The 18,346-nt window shown below is 59.7% G+C and carries 11 protein-coding genes; 5 read left to right on the top strand and 6 right to left on the bottom strand.

Going from position 1 to position 18,346, the window contains the following annotated elements; all coding sequences use genetic code 11:
- Positions 1–33 precede the first annotated feature (33 nt).
- The 5 genes from X727_RS160590 to X727_RS160580 all read right to left on the bottom strand — a co-directional run bounded on the left by X727_RS160590 (position 34) and on the right by X727_RS160580 (position 6,472).
- Positions 34–699: a hypothetical protein gene (locus X727_RS160590; RefSeq protein ID WP_023833627.1), complete on the bottom strand. Its 666-nt coding sequence runs from the start codon at positions 697–699 to the stop codon at positions 34–36.
- A 239-nt stretch (positions 700–938) separates the two neighbouring features.
- Complete coding sequence (locus X727_RS0133295) at positions 939–3,260, bottom strand: phage/plasmid primase, P4 family (RefSeq protein WP_081726038.1); 2,322 nt, start codon at positions 3,258–3,260, stop codon at positions 939–941.
- 45 nt (positions 3,261–3,305) lie between these two features.
- Positions 3,306–4,169, bottom strand: coding sequence for a hypothetical protein (locus X727_RS160585; RefSeq protein ID WP_023833629.1), 864 nt, complete (start codon positions 4,167–4,169; stop codon positions 3,306–3,308).
- A 381-nt stretch (positions 4,170–4,550) separates the two neighbouring features.
- A complete protein-coding gene (locus X727_RS1000000167730; RefSeq protein ID WP_155923520.1) occupies positions 4,551–5,279 on the bottom strand; it encodes a hypothetical protein in 729 nt (242 codons plus the stop codon).
- A gap of 11 nt (positions 5,280–5,290) precedes the next feature.
- On the bottom strand, positions 5,291–6,472 hold the full coding sequence (locus X727_RS160580) for a site-specific integrase (protein WP_023833631.1): 1,182 nt from the start codon (positions 6,470–6,472) through the stop codon (positions 5,291–5,293).
- 453 nt (positions 6,473–6,925) lie between these two features.
- Here X727_RS160580 and X727_RS160575 point away from each other — a divergent pair, with 453 nt between their 5' ends.
- From X727_RS160575 to X727_RS160555, 5 genes are all read left to right on the top strand, one after another.
- On the top strand, positions 6,926–7,885 hold the full coding sequence (locus X727_RS160575) for a LysR family transcriptional regulator (RefSeq protein WP_023671116.1): 960 nt from the start codon (positions 6,926–6,928) through the stop codon (positions 7,883–7,885).
- A 165-nt stretch (positions 7,886–8,050) separates the two neighbouring features.
- The gene (locus tag X727_RS160570; RefSeq protein WP_023833632.1) at positions 8,051–9,064 is read left to right on the top strand and encodes an amino acid ABC transporter substrate-binding protein; all 1,014 of its coding nucleotides are present in this window, start codon (positions 8,051–8,053) and stop codon (positions 9,062–9,064) included.
- Positions 9,065–9,235: 171 nt separating this feature from the next.
- A complete protein-coding gene (locus X727_RS160565; protein ID WP_023833633.1) occupies positions 9,236–10,423 on the top strand; it encodes an amino acid ABC transporter permease in 1,188 nt (395 codons plus the stop codon).
- 3 nt (positions 10,424–10,426) lie between these two features.
- Positions 10,427–11,566 (top strand): amino acid ABC transporter permease, encoded by a 1,140-nt coding sequence (locus X727_RS160560; RefSeq protein ID WP_023735057.1) that lies wholly within the window; start codon positions 10,427–10,429, stop codon positions 11,564–11,566.
- Positions 11,567–11,615: 49 nt separating this feature from the next.
- Positions 11,616–12,848: a MalY/PatB family protein gene (locus X727_RS160555; RefSeq protein ID WP_050591263.1), complete on the top strand. Its 1,233-nt coding sequence runs from the start codon at positions 11,616–11,618 to the stop codon at positions 12,846–12,848.
- 162 nt (positions 12,849–13,010) lie between these two features.
- On the opposite strand, the gene X727_RS160550 is transcribed toward X727_RS160555, so the two are convergent.
- Positions 13,011–17,969, bottom strand: coding sequence for an autotransporter outer membrane beta-barrel domain-containing protein (locus tag X727_RS160550; protein ID WP_155923521.1), 4,959 nt, complete (start codon positions 17,967–17,969; stop codon positions 13,011–13,013).
- Positions 17,970–18,346: the final 377 nt, after the last annotated feature.

Raw genomic sequence — 18,346 nt, forward strand, 5'->3', positions numbered from 1 at the left:
TGTTCGGGACGACAAGCAATTGGCCTTGGCGGCCTAGAGCTTCGGCTCATTGGCTTTCAGGAAGGGCCGGACACGTTGGATCCATCCGAGGATGTCGGCTCCGCCCGCAGCGACGCGGGTAGGGTCGCAGGCTGCAAGATGCTCAGCCCGCGCCACATCACGATCCACCAGAGTTTTGAGGGTTGTTTCCAGGGTCGTCAGCAAGGGTGCGGGAGACTTTTTCACGGTAACGTCGATTGCCACGCCATGGGCGCGGAGCATCGGACGAACGCTCTTGAAGTGGACGTCATCCTCGCAGGTGTCGATTTTGAACAGAGGCTTGATGCCAAGGGTATCGATCAACAGCAAGATAAGATAATCCGACTCAACGTCGCCGTGTGTCTTTATGCTTTGAGCAAGCACACCCGCATGGATCGTCACCAGAGCCTTTCCAACAATGCGGCGTGGCTCGGTCTGGTCCAGAAGTTCGTGGATTGACTGTTCAAACGCTCCTGGCCACCGCCAATGGAGGGAATGAAAGCGACCGGATGCTTTGAAGCTCGAGATCGTTCTGTCTATCTCTCGAGCATAGGGTTCAGGAACGCTCATCTGTGGTTCAAGAACCCTGACACGATCGAGCATCCAATCAATCGTCTGATTGCGCTCGGTGAGGCGAATTGCTGTTGTTTGCGGTGTGCTGCTTCTGTTGAAGATGGTCATGTTTCATCCTTTTGACATGAGGGAGCTATCTGGCGGGGAGCCAGCTAATTCTTGGGTCGATGGCGGTGGGTCCTGTACGCCTGGACCGAGCGAGGGACTTGTCTTCGCGTCGGTGGCCGAGCCTGCCCGTGGCAGCAGTGGCAGGTGTTCGTATTTCAATTTTATGAGGGTGGCGGTTTCATTGAATCGTTGTAGTTTTGCTGCCACTCCTGCAACCACAACCACATGGCTAGCCGAGCCTAAGTGAGCCTGAGCTTGACCCCCTTCCAGGTGCTTCCAGTGTTGGTGCGGGCATGTGTGAAGTCGAAGGACACCAGCTTGGCCTTCAACTTCTTGGCGTCTAGCGGTTCCTCGCCATTCCGACGGCACCAAGCAACATAGTGATCGAGCAAATCGCTGGCAGAGAGCACGTTGCCGGGATCCCGGACGATCTCAGCATCGACAAACTTCCGGACATGATCAGCAGCCTTCTTCCATCTGCCACCAGCTGCCTTGATAGCAGCACAAGTTCCGAGCCCCTCGTGTTGCCATGCCAAACAACCTTCAATGGCCCAGTTCAGGATGCCAGACGCTTCGGTCATCAGTTTTTTCATCAGATCGCGGTCGCGGTCATCTTCGGCTATCTCGACGGTGAACGGGATGACCTTTGCGCGTTCCCAAAACGCACCAGCCGTGCCGCGCACCTGAGGAAAATCGTTGGCGACAAACCAGATTTTGAACTGCGGTCGGAACTCGAACAAATTCTCGCGCATATAGCGGGCCGTGATAGGCTCGCCACCGGTCATTGACTTAACGCGGGCCTCGTCGATCGCGCGGTTCCAGTTTGCCTCGACAGCTGTGACCATGCGGACGCCCGCCAACCGAGCCAAATCGACAGGAATGGCGTTGTCATAGTGCTTGGCGAGCAGAGTTTCGGTGGGGGTGTGCTTGCCGTAGTCCCCCATGAAACCCCGAAGAAGGTTGACGAAGGTCGACTTTCCCGTTCGACCAGGGCCATGAACGAAGAAGAAAACGTGCTCCTCAATATTGCCGGTAAGGGAAAGTCCGGCCGCCTTCTGTACAAACTTCAGGAGGTCGATGTCGCCTCCAAGGGCAGTCTCCAAGAAGGCCAGAAACCGGGGGCACTTCGCCGCCGGCTCATAACTCGCATTTGCCAGCATGGTGCAGTGATCAGCGGGGTCGTGAGCGCGGATGATGCCCGTGCGCAGATCAAGGGTGCCGTTGCTAACGTTCAATAGAAGCGGATCGCGGTCCAACTTGCTGTCTTCGACGGCGAGATGCGACTTGGCCAATTCCAGGGACCGCTCGAGCGCGGACTTCGACAAAGAATTCGCGGCAAACTGAAGACGGGACTGCTTTTCCCGATCTGATTTGAGGAGGGCAGCTTCTTCGGCCACGAGCCGAGCAGCTGCTTCGGCGAGCTGGTACCGTTGACGCACGTCATCGGAGCTCCAGACCTTCCCGTCGTAGACAAGCAGGCCCCGACCGGGAGTGAAGATCACCTTGTCAGCATACCGACGGGCAAAACGACGACCCATGTCAGCATCTGTTTCGCCGAGCTTAGCCAGTTCGACGGTCAGCGGATCAAGGTCGCCGATTTCGTCCAGCGCATTACGCCGCCGGTCGCGCGCAGCCTGTTCTCCGGCGCCCATGCCGCTCCTGATCGTCGCGCTGGTCTCTGCCGCGTCAAGTCCGATCGCCATCCCCGTCTGCGTCAACAAACGCTCAGCTACAGCTCGATCAAGGTCGCCGCCGGGAACCAACTGACCAAGATTAAACGCGGCCTTGTTCAGGGCATCGTTTCTCTTTCCGGGCCCTGTTCCTCGAAGGCGAGAAAGTTCGGCGTCGAGGATCGCCAAGCCGGCAGCCGAAGCGCCAGGTTCCGGATGCAGAAAGGGCTTGTCAGTGGTCGTATTAGTCTTAGCACCGATTGCCTCAACCCAAGGCCCGGGCAGTACCTTTAGCGACGCGCGATCCAGGGTACGGTTTTCGAACCAAGAGTACCGCTTCCCAGAAATGTGCCGGCTGGGAGGTGCAACGACATATGCGCCGTCAGACTGAACATCAATGCCTTGGCCAATCGTCCCATGTCTCGTTTTGACGCCAAAGTTCGGCACGGAGAAGTAGCGATGCTCGCCGCCTCCACCCGTCTTTGCGCGAGGCGTTCGAGGCAAGGAGCCGCACTTCTTCTTAAGAGACTTGAACGACGCAGCACTTCCGTGAAGCGGATCAAGATCCAGTACGACAAGCCCAGAGACAGAGCCCGTCGCGATGCCGACATTCGCGGCCGGAAAGCTTTTCCACCAGAGCTTGATTTGAGACGGATCGGTAGACGCAGAATTGACACCACCGGCAACGCGAGGGTGCTTTCCGGCGTGAGTGCACGATCTTCCCTGCTGACACGTGCAGGCCCCACGCAAGATCCCGTGAAGGGGCAAGACAGCAAAGCCCATTAAAGCGTAACGAACAGCGTGACGATAAATACTATCCTGGCGAGCTGTCGACGAAGTTTCTACGCCTTTAAGTTGTAGAATAGGCCGCCGTTTCTCGATCTTCTTCATGGTGTAAGCCTCTCATATCCGTTGTTGAAAAAGTCAGACGGCGGATCAGTATCCGGGTTGGGGGCGATCGAGCCTCGCGGCAATGCCGAGCAAGAACTCCACCGGCGATGCGCGCGGTGACGCGTCAAAAAACTCTTGCAGTTCATCGACAATGCCAGGCATCAGGGGAAAGTGGACCTCCTGTTTTTCGTCACCATCAGTCACCACAAGTCTCAGGCAGGCGGGCGCGACAGAGCCGATAGCGCCGGGTCCTTCTATTTCAGTGGCTCCGAGGCTCTTTTGGTGTTCTTCAGAATTTTCGGAAGCAGCATCAGCGACGTCCTCCTCCGCAGCACTTTTGTTGGCACGCCGCATTTTGCTCAGCGCTTTACGGCAGCCGCGAAGCGTTGCACGCGTCGCCCAGTCCAAAAATCGCGATGCTGAAACCCCGTCTTTTTCAGCACATTGCAACATGGCCGAGTAATCCGACGCCGTTTTGTGATCGTCCGGATGGTCTGGCCTGGTCACAATGCGCACAGCGAGCAGTGCCGGCTTTTTGGATGACGTTCTGGGCTTGATCGAAAGAACCATTGGGTGGTCAAGAACCGCCTCTACTGCCTCCTCCCCTCCGTCGATCATCCGCAGATACAGTTCATAGGCGGGCGTGAGGCACGAAAGTTTCTGCGGCCACGTCCCAAAAAACACCTGATGAGCATCAGCCGCCAGGCAGCTTTCGATCACCGGATGCAGACCGAACGGATCGGTCTTTTCCAAATCGGCAACGCAGTGTTCTGCTATCGCCTGCTGCAATGCGAGCGTCCTAGTTTCGGTTGGTCCGAAAACGGGGTGACCCACGGTGGCAATATCTTCAACATCACCAGCAGTGGCGTCGGCTACATCGACCCCACAGGACTCGATCTCCCCTTCCATCACGCGTTGTCTCCGGCTGCAGGCGCCTCGCAGAACCCGTCAGGGTCATCGAGGAGCCGAGCTACGTCTGCGACCTTATAGAGACTCAGTCGTCCGCACTTCACCGGCCTAGGCGCGCGTCCGTCGGCGACACGTTGGTACCAGTTGGAGCGCCCAATAGGCAGAAGTCCGCCAGGGCCAATAATGTCACGCAATCGAAGAAAACTGTTATTTTCCAGAAGCTTAACCATAGCTATCGGCCCCATTTCGTAGAGCCGTATTCGCATGTTACCCAATATCTGTCGACAAATTCCGCGTCCAGAAATGATGCGGGTCCATGCGACATTTTCGGAGGCTGAGGTTGGACGTTTGCCCATTTTCAGACACGACAGGCGATGTATCCTATGTCTTTGGATGGTGATGTTGAGCGTGCATTAACACCGTCCGTTTCATTGGGCCTTTGAGAGCTGTTCGCACTTGCGCTATGCGAATGTTCGGGTCGATAGCCTCAAGCACTTTGAATACCAGCTGCGACCCTAGATGCACGAACTCGGCTGAAGAGCCTACACCGGCGATTTCAGGGTTTTTCGGAAAAGGACTGCCCCCAATTGCCAACCAAACTTCGCGAAGTGAAACCGCGGCATTGTGGACATGGGAACGCTCCCGTCGACCACTTTTCAACTCGAGTTCGGGAGTCTGTTGCTCTGCAATCAGGCGCAAGCTCATTCGAACGGCCGGAAGCGCTTCCTCAAATTCCTTGAGATTCCACTTTAAATTTCCGTGAAATACACGCCAAACAAATCTATCCGCGACGCTCCTATTCGGAGCTGAATTGTCGCTTCCAATTACTTTCAGAACCGCCCTGGCATGGGCCTTGAAGTTGTCAAACGCGGTAATCTCTCTTCTTCCCACGCTTACGCGATTGTAGTAATCCTTCTGGCTCCAGTAGATATGACATATGCGTTCTAGATCGATGTTATCCAAAAACAAGCCTGCAAGGTTATCTTCAGATGCTTTCCTTGAAGCGTTTGCAAGGAAAGCAAAAGCCCTCTCACTGCTTGCCTTCGCCTCAGCAGAAGGGAACATGCTTGCTCCGCTATAGGCCTGATCTGAAAAGTATTTTGTGCCCATGGTGTTTCAGATCATTCTCGACCGCCAGCAACAAAACCGGACCAAGCCTGCATCATTTCGCGACGCTTTTCTAGAAGGTCTCCCCTTCGATAAGCCGCCTCCACTTTATTGGTAATTGTATGTGCGAGCGCCATCTCGGCAACTTCTCGTGGGAAGCTCGTTTCCTCTGCGGCCCAATCTCTGAATGATGACCGAAAGCCATGGGCTGTCGTCTCAATCTCCATTCGCTTGAGGATCGCCAGGAAAACCATATTCGACAACGGCCTATCGCCGGCCGCGCTAATGAACACAAATCCCTCGTCGGCAGAAACTGCGTAAGCGGCTTTCAGAATCTCCAGACAACGATCAGAAAGCGGCACGCGATGTTCGCGCTTCGCCTTCATGCGTTCGGCGGGCACCGTCCAAAGCTTGGCCTCAAGATCGATCTCGTCCCACCTCGCCTGCAGGACCTCGCTCGTTCTAGCGGCGGCAAGGATCAGAAACTCGAATGCCCACTTGGCCATTGGGCTACTGTTGGTCTCATCCAGAGCCTTGATGAAGGCCGCGACCTTTGCATACGGCATGGTCGCGAAGTGTTTTTTATTATCGCCCTGTTTCGGAAGGCCCTTGGTAATGCCTTCGACTGGATTATCGCCGGTTCTGTAACCTGCAGCCTTCGCCCAGTTCAAAATCGTTTTGATGCGCTGGAGAACCCTTCGGGCAGTTTCAGGTTTCTTCAGCCATATCGGCGACAGGACTCGCAAGACAGCCGGCGTGTCGATGCTGTCCACCCGATAATCGCCGATAACTGGGTAGGCGTATTGCTTAAGCGTGTTGATCCACTGCTGCGCGTGCTTGGGATTTTTCCAGCTCACCTCGTGCTCTGCGTGCACTATTTCAGCGGCAGTCGTGAAAGTGGGTATGATCTTGCGGCTTTCTCGCCGAGCGGTGAGTGGGTCCCCACCTTCCCTGGCGATCTTTCTAAAAGACGTCGCAGTTTCTCTGGCGTCCGCCAAACTGACCAGAGATACGCCTCCCAGGCCGATGTCGCGTCGCCGACCTTGCACGACTACCCGGAGTATCCATCGCTTGGCGCCAGAGGGGTCAACAACCAGGTAAAGTCCATTCCCGTCGGTGTATCGGCCAGAGGGGAGCTTTTGCTTGATCTGAAGAGCGCTTAGTTGCTTTTCTGGGTGTTGCCCCTGCCGCTTCATCGTCGATGTTAAGTCCTACCCCACAATTCGCCCCACAACGTACTTTGGATTTGGTCGAAGTGCAACAGACGTCATTGGACAGTCAAACGGTGCTAAACACCTGTTTTAATTGCCTTAGTGGATGGCAATGGACGTCCTCGGCTTTCGCTTTGGCGGGCGCTCTCTCCGCCACTATCAAACCATTGAAACCGCTGCGATTTCCCATCCCAGCGGGTGCGGCTGACTTTACTTCACATGCTCGCCCTGGGTTCATGGCGGATTGCCGGCTTGCTCGCCAAGCCAGGCGCAGAAATGCCGCGGAGCGATGCGGCGGTCGTCGTCACCTGGTCCGCCAGAGTTTCAAAGGCGTAGCGCCGAACCTCTGTCTTCACTCTTCGTGCCCCATCTGTCACCGTCGCAACCAACGCGGTAGTGCCGCCTGGTGCGGTCTCAGGTCGCAGATGAGGTAATTCCATGAATTATAACGATATCGACCTCAATCTATTGCGGGTCTTTGACGTGATGATGCGGGAAAGGAGCGTGACGCGGGCGGCTACCGAATTGGGCAGAACACAATCAGCTGTAAGCCACTCCCTGTCGAAGCTTCGGTATCTATTGCAGGATGAATTGTTCACCAGAGATGGCGGCGAGATGCGGCCAACTCCCCGGGCAGTTGAGCTGCTGTCGAATATTTCCGCCGCACTCGCGACGATCCGCGCATCGATCGACCGGCATCAGATCTTCAATCCAGCAACGACGCGACGCAACTTTCGAGTTGGGCTTACAGATTATCATGCCATGGTTTTCATCCCGGGCCTCATTCGAGAATTTTCCAGGCAAGCTCCTGGCGCGACGCTGAACGTCATTCCCGCAAACGGACCCGAAATCGGTTCATCGGTCTATCTGAGACAAGTTGACTGCGCGCTGACGGGAGCAGCGATACGCGACGACCCAGGTCTCTTGAAGGTGGAGCTTGGCCAGGACCGATTGTTTTGCGCGGTGTGGAGCGGAAGCAAGATCGCCAGAAGCGCAATGACGCTGGAAACCTATTTGGCCAGTTCTCACCTCCAGATTTCCGCAGATGGCCTGGCGGAAGGCCTCGCGGATGCCGCCCTCAAACAGATGGGTCTTCGCCGCAATGTCGTTGCGACCATCTCGAACTATCCGGTGCTGCCCTGGGCGCTTCGCGGCACTGAACTGATTACCCATTGCGGTGATGCCATCCTGCAAATGCTGGACGAGAGGAGTGAGGTGACGTTGGTCCCGCCACCCATTCCGATATCGAATGTGAATGCCTGGCTTATTGTTCACCGCCAGATGGCGAATGACCCGGGAACCAGGTGGCTCCGGGAAATCATCGTGGGCATCTACAACGAGTCGCGGACCAAGAGACCAAGGGTCGACCGTCGGAGACCTGGGTCGGCCGTAAAATAGGTCGCGCGCGCTGTCGTCTGTTTCAACACTCGAGCGCCTTTTTACCTGCGAGCGGGTGCTGCGCAATTATGAGGGGCGCTCATTTTGACCATGAGGACAATCGATTTGACGAATAGTTTACCTGGAGAGCACATTCCCTTTCAACAATAACAGGGGAATGCCGAAATGAGATCAACGTTCAAGGGCCTACTTGCCCTCGCCATCGCGTGCACCGCCTCCTCGGCGTGGTCCGCAACCCTCGACAATGTCAAGAAAAATGGCGTGCTGACCTGTGGCACGAATTCGGCCACGGCTGGCTTCAGCCTTCCCGACAATGAAGGCAAATGGACCGGATTTGTCGTCGATTATTGTCGCGCCGTGGCCGCTGCCGTGCTCGGGGACGCGCAAAAGGTCAAGTTCATCCCATTGACGCCAAAGGATCGCTTCACCGCCTTGCAGTCGGGAGAGATCGACATTCTCGCCCACAACGCAACCTGGACATCGTCCCGCGATACGTCGCTAGGCATACTGTTTGCCGGCACGTATTTCTATGACGGCCAGGGGTTCATGGTGCGCAAGGCCGACAACATCACATCGGCCAAGGGGCTCGACGGCGCATCGATATGCGTCACCCAGGGCACCACGACCGAGTTGAACCTTGCCGATTATTTTCGCTCGCAGTCGATCAAGTACACGACGGTTGGTTTCGCGGACGAGGAAGCTGTCGTGAAGGCTTATGAGGAGGGGCGTTGCGACGTCTTGTCCGCAGACACCTCCACCTTGAACGCGTCGAGGCTTCGCATGGCCAAGCCGGACGACAGCATTGTTCTTCCCGAGCTGATCTCCAAGGAGCCGCTTGGCCCGGCGGTGCGGCAGGGTGACGACCAGTGGTTCAATGTGGCGAAGTGGACGTTCTACGTCATGGTGGCTGCGGAGCAATACGGCGTCACCTCCAAGAACGTCGATGCCATGAAATCGTCTGACAATCCCAGCATCCGCCGCCTGCTTGGCGTGGAAGGCAGCATAGGCAAGGACATCGGGCTCGGCGATAACTGGCCGGTCGAGGTGATCAAGCAGGTCGGCAATTACGGCGAAGTGTTCGAACGCAATGTCGGCAAGGATTCGCCGCTGAAAATGGAGCGTGGCATGAACGCGCTCTGGAACCAAGGCGGCGTTCAGTACGCTCCGCCGATCCGCTAATGCATGTCGCTCAAAAATGGCCCCGGTTTTGAGACAACGACATGCATACCGAAGACCCTAAAGCGCGTCGCCTGAGTCCGTTCAAACCCGACGCGCTTTAGGCAAAGGCATGGTTGCAAGGCGCTGGCGTGTTACCGTCAGCGCCTTGCACGGACCCGATAGGAACAGCCCATGTCCCATTTGTCGCTTCCCGCGCCGTCGCGCAGGAGGTTGTCGCTGCACGATACGAAGGTGCGGGGCATCTTCTACCAGCTCTTGCTCGGCGGCTGCCTGCTGGCCTTGGCCCTGGGCATCGGCATGCAGACTGCATCGAATATGCGGGTCCGGGGGATTCCGCTCTCATTCGACTTTTGGAATGAGTCTGCCGGCTTCGACATCAATCAAACCCTGATACCGTACGATGCATTGTCCAGCTACGGTCAGGCCTTCTGGGTAGGAGTGGTCAACACCCTCTACGTCAGTCTCCTCGCAATCCTGTTTGCGACCTTGCTTGGCTTCGTCATCGGCGTTGCCCGCCTGTCGCCGAACTGGATCGTTTCGAAGGTGGCGGCCGCCTATGTCGAGCTTGTGCGCAATGTTCCGTTGTTGCTGCAGCTGCTGTTCTGGTACAACGCCGTCCTCAAGCCGTTGCCCTCGCCGAAGGCGTCCATCGCCATTCCCGGCGGCATCTACCTCAACAATCGCGGCCTCATCGTTCCGGAGATTCATTTGCATCCGGGAGCGGGGCTGGTGGGCCTGGCATTCGTTGCGGCCATTTCCTGCTGCGTTGCGTTCTGGTTTCGCGCCAGGAGCATCCAGAGACGGACGGGCAGGCAGCTGCCGGTGCTTCTGGTCAGTCTGGCGACCTTGATAGGACTTCCGCTGGTCCTGTTCCTGGCGGCTGGCGAGCCGGTCTCGTTCGTCGCCCCGCAGCTACGGGGTTTCAATTTTCAAGGCGGGCATCAGCTCTATCCGGAGTTTGCCGCTCTCCTGATCGGTCTGTCGGTCTACACCGGTTCATACATCGCCGAGATCGTGCGAGGTGGAATCCAGGCAGTGCCAAAGGGCCAGACCGAGGCTGCGCATGCGTTGGGGCTGGCGCCGGGCAAGACGCTTCGTCTGGTCGTCGTTCCCCAGGCGCTGCGCATCATCATTCCCCCTTTGACAAGCCAGTATCTCAACCTCATCAAGAACTCGTCGCTTGCCGTGTTCATCGGCTATCCCGACCTCGTTCAGATCTTTGCCGGCACGGTGCTCAATCAGACCGGAGCCGCCGTCCAGGTCATGGCGATTACTCTGTCGGTCTATCTCGTCATCTCCCTTGCCACGTCGTTGGTCATGAACGCGTGCAACCAACATTTTGCAATTGTTGAAAGGTGACGGATGAGCGATCAGTCCATGCGTTCGCCAATTGTGATCAGCGCGCTCATACCAGCCATGGCGCCTCCCGCGGACGTTCGACCGGGTCCAGTGAGCTGGATGAAAAAGAACCTGTTTTCGACGCCGTCTTCAGGCGCGCTGACAATATGCTTTGTCCTCCTCGCCACGTGGCTGCTGCATCACTTCCTGAGCTTTGCGATCTTCAACGCGGTCTGGAGCGGCGGCCATGAAGCTTGCCGTGCGAACAGCCAGGGGGCTTGCTGGCCTTTCATCGCCGAGAAGTTCGACTACCTGCGATACGGCGCGTATCCGGTTTCCGAGCGGTGGCGGGTGGACCTTGCGCAGGCGATCGGCGCCATCCTCATCGTTTGGCTCCTGTGGACGAAGGCTCCGCGGCGCAAAGTGGCGGCGTTGCTGTTCTTCCTCGTCTACCCCGTGGCCGCGTTCGTTCTCGTGCGCGGCGTTGCCTGGCTTCATTTGCCTGTCATCGATACGACGCTCTGGGGCGGTCTCTTGATCACGTTGCTGATGTCGATCGTGGGTATCGTCTTCTCGCTTCCGATCGGGGTTGTCCTGGCGCTTGGACGCAGGTCGGAACTCCCTTTCGTCAAGACGGTTTGCGTCACGTTCATCGAAGTCGTCCGCGGCGTGCCGTTTATCACAGTGTTGTTCATGGCGAACTTCATGATGCCGCTCTTCGTCCCGGATTATCTGACGCCTGATCGACTGTTGCGCCCGCTCATCGCGATAGCGTTGTTCTCGTCCGTCTATATGGCCGAGGTCGTGAGAGCCGGCCTTCAGGCGATCCCGAAGGGCCAACACGAAGCGGCCAAGGCGCTCGGGATCGGCTACTTCGACATGATGCGCCTGATCGTCCTCCCTCAGGCGTTGACGATCGTCATACCGAGCATCGTCTCGACCTTCATCGGTCTGTTCAAAGACACGACTCTGGTCGCCATCGTCGGCATCGCGGATTTCCTGAAGGCCGTTGAAACGGCGCGCGTCGATCCGAACTGGGCAGGCCCGACGATCTCATCAACCGGCTACCTCTTTGCGGGGTTGGTCTACTGGAGCTTTTGCTTCGGCATGTCGCGTTACTCGCAATCTATGGAGCGCCAATTGGCGCGTGGCCACAAATCCTAGGAGGCGCTGATGATGCCACAAGCAATGCCCGCGGCAAGGTGACCATCAAATGGCTTGTGCAGACACGCCCGCATCGGCGCTTGGGCAACGACATATCGCGGGAATAGATTTCGACCAGATCCACGACCGTCAGCAGTTCGGATCCGTCAAATGGGCCAACCAGTGGGACGAGTTCTCTCCTCAGGTCGAGGGCCAGGACCTGCTGTCGCTGTGGACGGCGGATATGGATTTCCGCGCTCCGGAAACCGTCATCGCGCGACTGCGCGAGGCCGCGGAGCATGGCATTTACGGCTACACACGCCGCGATCCGCGCCACTATGAGATCGTGCAATCGTGGTTCGCGCACCGGCACAACTGGTCGCCGAAACTGGAGACCTTGCTTCCCGCGCCGGCGATTATGCCGTCGGTGGCTGCGATACTGCGAACCTTCACCAAGCCCGGTGACGGCGTCATTGTGCAGTCGCCCGTGTACTCGCCCTATTTCGAAGTTGTTCAGGGAAACGGGCGGGTTCTGCTTACGAACCGGCTGAGGCTGCGGAACAACAGATATGAACTCGATCTGGAGGATTTCGAGAAACTGGCGGCCGGCGGTGCCAAGGCATTCCTGCTGTGCAATCCTCACAACCCTGCCGGAATGGCCTGGACACGCGAAGAATTGGCGGCGCTCAACGACGTCTGCGAGCGCCATGGCATCCTGGTCATATCGGACGACATTCACTGCGACATAAGGTTGTCGGATCGCCCCCACATCGTCTTCTCCTCCATCTCGGAAGATGCTGCGGAGAAATCGTTCATCTGCACCGCTCCAACGAAGACTTTCAATCTTGCCGGGGTTCCTTCGGCAACGATTTCGGTAGCCAGCAAAAAGCGCCGCGAGGCGCTTCTTGCCGCAATGCAGGCGTCATTCATGGTGAATGCGAACTTTTTCGGCCGCCTGGCCCTGGAGGTTGCTTACAGCAGCGGCGCGCCGTGGCTCGACCAACTCACGCGCTACATCGCCGGCAACATCGATCTGGTTTGCGAGTTCGCCGGTGAACACCTTCCAGGCATCACGCCCATGCGGCCCGACGCATCGTTTCTGGTGTGGTTGGACGCGTGCGCGCTCGATGGCCGAGTGGGTGGAATTCAGAAATTCTTTGTCGATCGGGCCGGGGTTAATCTCTATGACGGCCGCGTCTATGGGCCTGGCGGCGAAGGCTTCATTCGCCTGAATGTCGGCTGCCCGCGTCCCCTGTTGCGCCAAGGGCTGGAGCGCATGTCCAGCGCGCTGGCATCCCTGTGATCGAGCGCCAGGGTGCTTCGGATTCGAGCCTGGTACTTGATGCCGGCAGCCGGTAAGGAAACGTCCGAGGGCCGACGAGCCGGGTGGCCCGCAAGTCCGGATTCCATAGCCGTGCCGGACACGACCCTCAAGCCAAGGTCGACATGTCCAGCTTGATCGCCGCTACCATTTCACAGCGAACCCGAGCTTGGCGCCCAGGGCGTGGCTATCGCCAAAATCCTTGAGGCTTGTCCGCGCTGTCCCTTCTCCGAAGACGGCGTAGCGACCGTCCGCCCAGCTCAGCGAGCCACCAAGGCCGACACCGCCCCACAGCGCCTGATTTTCGCTGACCAGTTTCGTGCCAGACACATCGACATCATTTCCGTCGAGGAAGTCGTAGTAAAGGTTGCCGAGCCCGTAAATGTGCGTGCGGCTGACTTGCCCCGCATCGTCCACCCACTGGTCTTCATAGTCCGCGGAGAGGCCGAGGCGGCCGACGAGACTGTTGCTGCTGCCGGGCGACACGACGGCGCCAAACGGGTCGGTGAACGCGTCGAAGTCGACCGAGGAATAGGCAAGCTGGGCCTGCGGCGTCAGCGACCAGTTGCCGTTGAGGGCGATCGTCTGTCCGGTCTCCACGCTCAGCCCGTAGCCGAAACCGTTGTTGCCGTCCGCAAGCGTGGTGCCCAGCGTGGCCGACCGGATGTCACTGTCATACCATGTCGCCTCGGCCTGCGCGTCGACGTAGAAGCCACCGCTGCCGAACCAGGTGAGCGTGCTGCCGACGCCGTAGCCGGTGGCAGCGATCGACCCTGCCCCGAAGATCGAGGAGACGTCCGACGACGCGGTTCCGTAGTGGGCCGTAATCCCTCCGATCAGGGTACCGGCGTCGCTTTCGTGCAGCAGGCCATCGACGCCGGCCTGCAGCTTCCAGGTGGTCACGTCATAGTTCGTGCCGGAGGTCGACGTCTCCGGCTTGATCTCGGCATGGGCAGCTTCGATGCGCGCCCATATCGCCTTGCCGTCGACCGAGCCCTGGCCTGGCAGGTCCGCACCTTGCGGCGTAGCACCCTCGCCCCACGACCGATTGCCAATGCGTTGCTGCATGGTGCCCAGTTCATTGAACGCCTGCAGCACCCCTTCATAGGCCTCGTACAGCGGCACGCCGGGCGAATAGAGCGGCTGCGGATCGGGATCGCCGTTGACCAGGGCCGAGCGCAGATACCAATCGCCATCGGCCGGTGTGCTGACGCCGTTCTTGTAGAGCCTGTATGCGTAGGCGCCCGCGACGACCGCTGCATCGCCTTCGAAGGTATAATTGCCGTCGAGCGAGAAGCTGCCGTTCGAGGCGCCGCCGACGTCGACGATCTTGATGCCTCCGACCGTTTGGGCGCCCGACCCGCCGAAATTGACGACCTGAAGGGTACCAGTCCCTGACGTGTTGCCGGCGATCACCAGCATATTGGTCGGCGAACCGTCACCACCGAGCGCCGTGTTGAGGATGACGGCGCCGCCATTGCCGATATAGTCGCCGCTGACGGTAAGTGTGTCGCCTGGGTCGCCACCCGCGATGCGCACCGTTCCGGCGTTGCTCAGCCCCGCAATCGTCTGGGACGTGCCGGCAAGATCGAGCGTGGCGCCCGAGGCGACGGAAAACTGCGAGGAGGAACTGAACGCGTTCGCAGCGCCCGCGGCAAGGGTGCCGCCGCTGACCGTAGTGGCGCCGGTAAAGCCTGAGTTGTCCAACGCGAGCAGCAGCGTGCCTTGGCCGTCCTTGATGAACGTACCGGCGCCCGAGAGCACGCCGGCATAGCTGGCGGAGGCGACTTGGTCGAATGTGAAGGAGGCGCCGGCGCCGATCGCGACATCGCCACCGAAGCGCTCGGCTGCCGAGACGAGGCCGCCTTGATTGACGGTCCAGTCCAGCAGCGACGTGCCTGACAGCGTCAGCACGCCGGCGCCATCCTTCATCATTGCGCCGGTGCCGGAGATATCGCCGGCGAAGCTGGCGTCCGCCGCCTGGTCGAACACGACAGTGCCGGAATTGCCGATGTCGCCACGAATCGAGGTTGCATCGCCGACCAGCGTGCCAGCGCTGACCAACGTGTTGCCGCCATAGCTGTTCGTTCCCGTAAGCGTCAGCGTGCCGGCGCCGGTCTTGGCAAGGCTGCCAGCGCCAGAGATCGCACCGGACAAGGTCAGGTCGGCCACAGTGTCGAAGGTGCCGCCGGCCGACGAAAGCGTGACGTCGCGCGCCGAGCTGAACGCCGCTGTGTTGCGCAGCGTCCCGCCGGAGAGCGTCAGGCCGCCAGCGGCAACGCCAAGATTGTTGTCGGCTGAAACAGATAGCACGCCGCCCAGGACGGAGGTGCCGCCCGTGTAGGTGTTGGCGCCGGACAGCACCAGCGTGCCCGCATCGGTCTTGGTCAGGCTGCTGGTCCCGGTTAGCACGGAGGCGATGGTGGCGGTGTAACCTGCTCCGGCCACCGTGCCGTCGCCGACCCGAATGATGCTCTCGCCGCCAGCGCCATCAAGCGTGATGGCGTCGCCTTCGATGCGGTAGCCATCGGCGGCGAATTGCATTCCCGTAATCGCAAGCGCGCCGGCGCTGCCGTCGGCGATGACGGTGCCGCCGAGCGTCTGGAAGATGGCGAAGCCGGGCTGCGGCTTCATCGCGCCAGTTACCAGGCCGGTGCTCATCGTCCAGTTCAGGCTTGTCGCCGTCCACGTGCCGTTGCCGCCGTCGACCAGATCATTGTTGGCGTTGCCGGCCGCGTCACCATCCCAGAAGAGCAAGTCGGTGCCGACGCTGCTGACGAGATTGACCTGGTTGGCGACGGAGGTCTGCACCGTCAGGTCGGCGGCCGTGACACCGGCCGGCAGATTGCCGAGCTCGAGACCATTGTCGGTGAGGGCGCCGCCATAATTGATGAGCCGGTAGACGCCAGGCCCGAAGCCGCCGACATCGGTGATGTTGAGGCTGCCGTCCAGCGTCAGCGCGCCGGTCACCTCGATCAGGTCGTTGACACCGCCGCCGACAATGCCCGCCTGGCCGAGCTCGTAGTCGAGCATAGAACCGGAGCTCAGGCTGAGCGATCCGACCGTAAGCGTGCCAGGGCTGGACCCCGGCGCCAGCACACCGCCATCGGCGACGATCACCGCGCCGCCGATCGAGCCGGAGCCGCCCAGCGTGCCGCCGCTGTTTACCGTCGTTTCGGTGCTGCCGAGCGAGCCCTCGACGATAAGCTTGCCGCTGTCGACGGTGGTGCGGCCGGAATAGGTACTGTCGCCCTTGAGCACCAGGGTGCCGGCGCCCTCCTTGTAGACGCCGCCCACGCCGCTCAGCTCGCCATTGGCGGTCAGCGTCGTACCCGCCGCCGCGCGGAAGTAGCCATAGGCGGAAGTGAGGTTGACATCGCGGCTCATGGCGAAGCTTGCTGTCGTGCCGAGTTCGCCGCCGTCGAGTGTCAGCAGGCCCGTCGCGGCACCCAGATTCTGGTCCGACGCGACCGAGATGCTTTTGCCGGTCCCGACCTTGGTGCCGCCGCTGTGGGTGTTGGCACCGGTCAGCGTCAGCGTGCCGAAGCCTTCGATGTCGACGCTGCCCGAGCCGGAGATATTTCCGCCGAAGGTGTGGGGGCCGAGGTCGAGAAACGAGACAGCGCCGTTGTCCAGGATGTCGCCACGGATCGCCACGGTGTTGCCGGCAAGCGTTCCTGCATTGACGATGTTGCCACCCGTATAGTTGTTGGACAAATTGCTGACGTTGAGCGTGCCGGCGCCGCTCTTGACCAGTGTGCCGGTGCCGGTCACCTGGCCTGACACGTCCAACTGCGTGCCTGCCACCGTGTCAAACCCGCCGGTCGAATTGATCAGGACATTGCGATTGGTGGCGAAGCTGGTGGTCGTGCGCAACGTGCCGCCGTCGAAGGTCAAGCCGCCCGAGAGGGCGCCCAGATTGTTGTCACTCGAAATTTGCAGGGTCCCGCCGGACAAGGTCCAAGGCGTGACGGCAGTTGTCGTCCCCGTTAGGGTCCAGGTGCTGTTTCCGGTTTTCTCGTAGAACCCAAACCCGTCATATTTGGCGCCAGCGCCGATCTGCGACACACCGAAACTGGCGCTGATATCGCCACCCAGCTTGAATGTATCCGCGGCGCTGAAAGCGACCACATTGCCTGTGATGGTGGAGCCGGCCTGAATCTCCAGCGAATTGACACCGCCGGTGAACTGGATGGCTTTGCCGGCTGCCGGCGTTCCGCCACCGGTGCCGACGGCACCGCCGCTGATCGTACCCGCATTGATGACCGCGATGTTGGCGCCCTTGATCCCTGCGGCGCCATCGCCGCCTGCCAAGGAGCCCTGACCGCCACTGCCGCCAACGATCGTCGCACCTAGCTTGTTGATGACGGTTCCACCTGAAAGCAGCAGAACAGCGGCGCCACCGTCCCCACCGCCGCCGAGAACTGTTCTTCCACCGGCACCCCCGAGCAGATTCCCGCTGTTCTGGATTGTCCCGCCGCCCATCAGGACGATGGCAGCTGCGCCGCCGCCAGCACCTGCTTGGACCCCAATTGTGGAAAGACTCGTGCCGCCGGTAACGCTGCCGCCCGCCTCTACAAACACGTTTGCGGACGAGAATATGCCGACGCCGCCGCCACCGCTGCCGCTGTTGCCATTGGTCCCACCTCGGCCGCCAGTGCCACCACTCACCGATCCTGTGCCAGTGACTGTAACGTCGGCCGTGGCACTGACGCCCACACCGCCACCGCCACCGCCGCCGCTCCTGACGACGCCATTCGTGCCAGGGGAGCCCAAAGCGCCGGCCCCGCCGCTGATGCTGGTTGCAATGGTCCCGTCTGTCGAGATGACCAGACCCGTAGCACCAGTGGCACCGGCAACGCCATTTGGGTTGTTGGCTGTCCCACTTACCGCTCCCGATCCTCCTGGCGCCCCGTCACCCGTCGTGAGGTCAATGCCGCCACCACCGCCACCAGCGGTCGCGCCATTGGCGGCATTCTGACCCGTGGCACTCGCGAGCGCGCCGTCAACGCCACCTTGTCCAGCGCCTGCGCTGCTGCCATTGCCGCCATCGGCCCGAGCTGGCGCGGCGCTCAGCGCAAGGGCAACAGTTAGGATCGTCAAGGCGGAAGTGCCGGAGCGAAGCGACACGACTTGCGGCAAGCGCGCGAGATGCAAAACCCAAAACCCATCACGCGCAATCCGCTCCGCCATGCCTAAGCTCCCTGATTCCTGAGTGCGCGAAGGCAGCATGAAAGCTATTCGCCCGCAAGAAGTTTATAGTCGTGAGAGCTACCAAGAAGCTAACGGTGATCAGTAAAATGAAGTCTGCGACTTTTGAGCGACAGAAAATAGTCAATATTAGATATAGCTTATTAAACAGAGACCTTACGGAATCGCGAGAACAATCTCGCTGCATGAATTTATGCGGAAACGTTCGGACCTCCTGGGCCCAGCCGATCCCATCGGGCGGAGGTGAGTTTCGCCTCTACGGGGGCGAT

Source organism: Mesorhizobium sp. L103C105A0, assembly GCF_000502215.1.
GTDB lineage: Bacteria > Pseudomonadota > Alphaproteobacteria > Rhizobiales > Rhizobiaceae > Mesorhizobium.

Coding starts and splice junctions, on each gene's coding strand:
- X727_RS1000000167730 (WP_155923520.1), bottom strand. CDS start 5,279: ATGGGCACAAAATACTTTTCAGATCAGGCCTATAGCGGAGCAAGCATG.
- X727_RS160580 (WP_023833631.1), bottom strand. CDS start 6,472: ATGAAGCGGCAGGGGCAACACCCAGAAAAGCAACTAAGCGCTCTTCAG.
- X727_RS160565 (WP_023833633.1), top strand. CDS start 9,236: ATGTCCCATTTGTCGCTTCCCGCGCCGTCGCGCAGGAGGTTGTCGCTG.
- X727_RS0133295 (WP_081726038.1), bottom strand. CDS start 3,260: ATGAAGAAGATCGAGAAACGGCGGCCTATTCTACAACTTAAAGGCGTA.
- X727_RS160555 (WP_050591263.1), top strand. CDS start 11,616: ATGGCTTGTGCAGACACGCCCGCATCGGCGCTTGGGCAACGACATATC.
- X727_RS160575 (WP_023671116.1), top strand. CDS start 6,926: ATGAATTATAACGATATCGACCTCAATCTATTGCGGGTCTTTGACGTG.
- X727_RS160585 (WP_023833629.1), bottom strand. CDS start 4,169: ATGGAAGGGGAGATCGAGTCCTGTGGGGTCGATGTAGCCGACGCCACT.
- X727_RS160570 (WP_023833632.1), top strand. CDS start 8,051: ATGAGATCAACGTTCAAGGGCCTACTTGCCCTCGCCATCGCGTGCACC.
- X727_RS160590 (WP_023833627.1), bottom strand. CDS start 699: ATGACCATCTTCAACAGAAGCAGCACACCGCAAACAACAGCAATTCGC.
- X727_RS160560 (WP_023735057.1), top strand. CDS start 10,427: ATGAGCGATCAGTCCATGCGTTCGCCAATTGTGATCAGCGCGCTCATA.